Here is a 3,887-nt window from a genome sequence, read left to right on the forward strand (position 1 = left end):
AACTAGCAAGACTGGCATCAAAGTATTCTTTGCTGATCCATACAGTCCTTGGCAAAGAGGTACTAATGAAAACATGAATAGGTATATCAGACAATTTATACCTAAAGGTACTAACTTTAACAATATATCTCATCAATACATTAGAAAGTTACAGATAGACTTGAATAATAGACCTAAGAAATGTTTAAATTACTTGACACCTAATGAAGTACATTTTGGTATCTCTATAAACATTGAGAATACAATCTAGCAAATAAACTATCGTAGTGACAGATTATTGATCTGTCTGTTTTCTTATGACAGTACAATGTACTGTCACTATAAATATTTGCTTAAACAAGCCACCCTTTCTCTACAGCCAAATCAATCTGTCCTTTTACATATTGCCATAGCTCTGGAGCAATGTCTTTTAATTCTGAGTTTCTACTAATAACTTTTTCTTTAGGTACTTTGCCATAAACTACCCAACTACCACCATTATTCTGCATATTTTGCAAAACTGGAACTGCTTTTTCTATAGCTTTTGAGTATTTAGCTTCCAATGTTTGATTATCTTCAAACTCAATCCATAAAGCCTTATACTCTTCTGCTTCGCCTTCTGGTAACAATGAAAATATTTTCTCTAAAGCTTCTAGTTCTTTATCATTCTGCTTAGCAAGTACTGCATGATTATCAAAAGCATAAGTATCACCTGCGTATATCTCAACAATATCATGGATCAATAGCATCTTAAGCACTTTTAGCATATCAAGCTCTTCGCTTGCATATTCTTGTAATATAACGCCCATAAGAGCTACGTGCCAACTATGTTCTGCTGTATTCTCTCTACGATTATTATCACACTTTATCAATGCTCTACGATATACGCCTTTTAGCTTGTCTATCTCTTGGATAAAACTTATTTTCTTTTCTAAATTTGTCATTTTGCTCCACAAATATTATAAATTCCCCTTCAAAATATTGAATGGGTGGCAACCTTTAGGTTGACGGGGTAGTGTTTTTATACTTAGCAATAACCTCTCGCTCATCAAAATACTCTTTAATACCATTTTTATCAAGATAGCACTCATGTCCTTTGCCAGCTAATAGAATAACATCGTTAGCTTTCGAGTTTTCAATAGTATATTTGATAGCTTTTTCTCTACTATCAATAAAAGTATGCCTTTCAGGATGACTAAAACCTTTTTTGATATCATCAAAAATACTTTCAATATTTTCAAAACGGTTATTATCTTCTGTAACTACTACTTTATTAGCGTATTCTTCTGCTATTTCAGCCATTATAGGTCTTTTGGTAGTATCTCTATTACCACCACAACCAAAGATACACCATAGATTATTTGGATAATAGTTTGCTAAAGTTTGTAGAGCTTTTTCCAAAGCATCTGGAGTATGCGCATAATCAATTATGATTTTAGCGCCATTTGCTAATGCTATTACTTCCATACGGCCTTTTACAGGTTTTAATTTAAAAATATTTTCTAGAAGTTGTTCTCTAGTAGAGCTATCATCTAATACTGCTAAACTTAAACCTAAATTCATTAGATTAAATTCGCCAACTAAAGATGTTTGATAAGTACCAGTATACTTTTGAGAAATATATAAATCAAAGCTTGTTTGCATACTCTCTATACTTTTAGATTCTAGATAAATATCTGCTTTTTTTGATTTTAAACTTACCGTTACTATCTCACAGTCGCAAACTTCACACAGTTTCTGACCATATTCATCATCTATATTTATTACAGCTTTTTTAAGGCTTTTAAATTGAAACAATTTTGCCTTAGCCTCAAAATAATTATCCATAGTCTTATGATAATCAAGATGATCATGACTAAGATTACTAAATACCACAATATCAAAATCTAAACCTTCAGTACGCTTTTGATCCAATGAATGAGAAGATACTTCCATAACAAGATTTTGATAATCTTTATAATATGAAATAGTTTGATACAAAGATAATATATCTAATGTCGTATGGGTACTTTCTTGTAGATCTGGATAAATCCCATTGCCATTTGTACCTAGTAATAATGATTTTTGACCAATTAATTTTTTTAATTGAGCAATATAACTAGAAATCGATGTTTTACCATTTGTACCTGTTATACCTATTATATTTTGAGGTTTTTTATAATCATAAAACCATATAGCAAGGTTCGATAGCTTCTCTTTTAAACTTTGAATATAGAAAACACGTTTTTGATCTTCAAATTCATGACTATCTGTTAATACTAAGCTGACATTTTTAGCTAAAACACTATCAATATATTTATTACCATCAGTTGATAGTCCTTTGAGAGCTATAAATACTGATTTCTCATCACATTTACGACTATCCAAAGATAGCGATTCAATTTGAAAATTATTTGGAGATAAGGTTTGAATATCTAGAAATTTTAATATTTGACTGATAGATCTCATAGCGAACCAACCCAATGTGTCATTCTATGGCTTGACCATAGAATCTATTCAAATTTTAGCATATACATGGATACTACGGTCGAGCCGTAGTATGACAGATTAGAAAATTACTTTTTAAAAGCTGGAAAACCTAATTTTTCTCTAACACTATAATATTCTTTAGCTACTTCTAAAGCTAACTTTCTAACTCTTAGAATATAGCCTTGTCTTTCTGTCACAGATATTGCATGACGCGCATCTAATAAGTTAAATGTATGTGAAGCTTTCAATACAAACTCATAAGCTGGAATTGGTAGATTTTTTCCTACTAGTCTATAACCTTCTTTCTCTAATAAGTCAAACTGTTTGAAAAGCTCCTCAACATTAGCTTCTTCAAAGTTATAAGTAGACATCTCAATTTCATTTTGTAAGAATACATCACGATAATATAAAGGACCATTTTGGGTATTAGCCCATAAGATATCATACATGCTATCAACATTTTGAATATACATAGCTAGTCGCTCAAGACCATAAGTAATCTCACCCATTACAGGCTTACACTCAAGTCCACCTACTTGTTGAAAATATGTAAACTGTGTAATCTCCATACCATTTGACCATACTTCCCAACCAAGTCCCCAAGCACCTAGAGTTGGCGACTCCCAGTTATCTTCAACAAAGCGAATATCATTCTCTAATGGATCTATACCTAGCTCTCTAAGTGAACCAAGATATAACTCTTGAATATCATCAGGCGATGGCTTCATCACAACTTGATATTGATAATAATGTTGCGTACGATTTGGATTCTCACCATAACGACCATCTGTAGGTCTTCTTGATGGCTGAACATAAGCCGCTATCCATGGCTCTGGACCTATCGCTCTTAGAGTTGTCGCTGGATGAAATGTCCCAGCTCCTACTTCCATATCTAATGGCTGAATAATCGCACAACCTTTAGATGCCCAGTAATGATGTAGTTTTAAAATAATTTCTTGAAATGTAAGCATAGTAATTAAAATTTTTACATAATTATAATTTTGTAAAAGATTTTATCATATTTAGATATCAATAAATATTATAGCTAGATTGTATTCTGAAAGTTTTAAATAGTTGAAAGAGAGTTCCAAATATAGTTTATTAGGTTTTGACGAAACTAAAATAAACGATAAGGAACTAAAAAATGCCAAAGCACTTAACTCTTTCAAATAGATATTGTATAGAAGAATTACTTAAATTAGGATACCAAACATCTCAAATAGCCAATAAAATTGGCTATAGTGAAAGAGCTATAAAAAAGGAACTTAATCGCACTAGTATAAATAGTGACTATAATGCTGAGATAGCACAGAAGCTATATCAAAGCCGCAGAACTTCAAATAATCATAAGCTATCCTGTAAAGTTAAAAAGCTAATAATAGCTTTGTTAAAAAAGAAGATATCTCCGGAACTTATTTGTGGTAGATTAAAACATGAGG

General features: G+C 31.5%; 5 protein-coding genes. 2 read left to right on the top strand and 3 right to left on the bottom strand.

Annotated features, from left to right (window positions below; genetic code table 11):
* The coding region (locus F8C69_RS09435; RefSeq protein ID WP_159183763.1) for an IS30 family transposase at positions 1–250 on the top strand (250 nt) is incomplete at its 5' end.
* Positions 251–332: 82 nt separating this feature from the next.
* On the opposite strand, the gene F8C69_RS09440 is transcribed toward F8C69_RS09435, so the two are convergent.
* From F8C69_RS09440 to glyQ, 3 genes are all read right to left on the bottom strand, one after another.
* Positions 333–923, bottom strand: a complete 591-nt coding sequence (locus F8C69_RS09440) for an HD domain-containing protein (protein WP_159184989.1) — start codon at positions 921–923, stop codon at positions 333–335.
* A 55-nt stretch (positions 924–978) separates the two neighbouring features.
* Positions 979–2,427, bottom strand: coding sequence for a UDP-N-acetylmuramoyl-L-alanyl-D-glutamate--2,6-diaminopimelate ligase (locus F8C69_RS09445; RefSeq protein WP_159184990.1), 1,449 nt, complete (start codon positions 2,425–2,427; stop codon positions 979–981).
* A 107-nt stretch (positions 2,428–2,534) separates the two neighbouring features.
* Positions 2,535–3,419, bottom strand: a complete 885-nt coding sequence (glyQ, locus tag F8C69_RS09450) for a glycine--tRNA ligase subunit alpha (RefSeq protein WP_159184991.1) — start codon at positions 3,417–3,419, stop codon at positions 2,535–2,537.
* 173 nt (positions 3,420–3,592) lie between these two features.
* Here glyQ and F8C69_RS09455 point away from each other — a divergent pair.
* Positions 3,593–3,887: helix-turn-helix domain-containing protein (locus tag F8C69_RS09455; protein WP_159184785.1), on the top strand; the 295-nt coding region annotated here is incomplete at its 3' end.

Origin of the sequence: Francisella noatunensis subsp. noatunensis, assembly GCF_009823375.1 — a bacterium.
Lineage (GTDB): Bacteria > Pseudomonadota > Gammaproteobacteria > Francisellales > Francisellaceae > Francisella > Francisella noatunensis.

Coding starts and splice junctions, on each gene's coding strand:
- F8C69_RS09445 (WP_159184990.1), bottom strand. CDS start 2,427: ATGAGATCTATCAGTCAAATATTAAAATTTCTAGATATTCAAACCTTA.
- F8C69_RS09440 (WP_159184989.1), bottom strand. CDS start 923: ATGACAAATTTAGAAAAGAAAATAAGTTTTATCCAAGAGATAGACAAG.
- glyQ (WP_159184991.1), bottom strand. CDS start 3,419: ATGCTTACATTTCAAGAAATTATTTTAAAACTACATCATTACTGGGCA.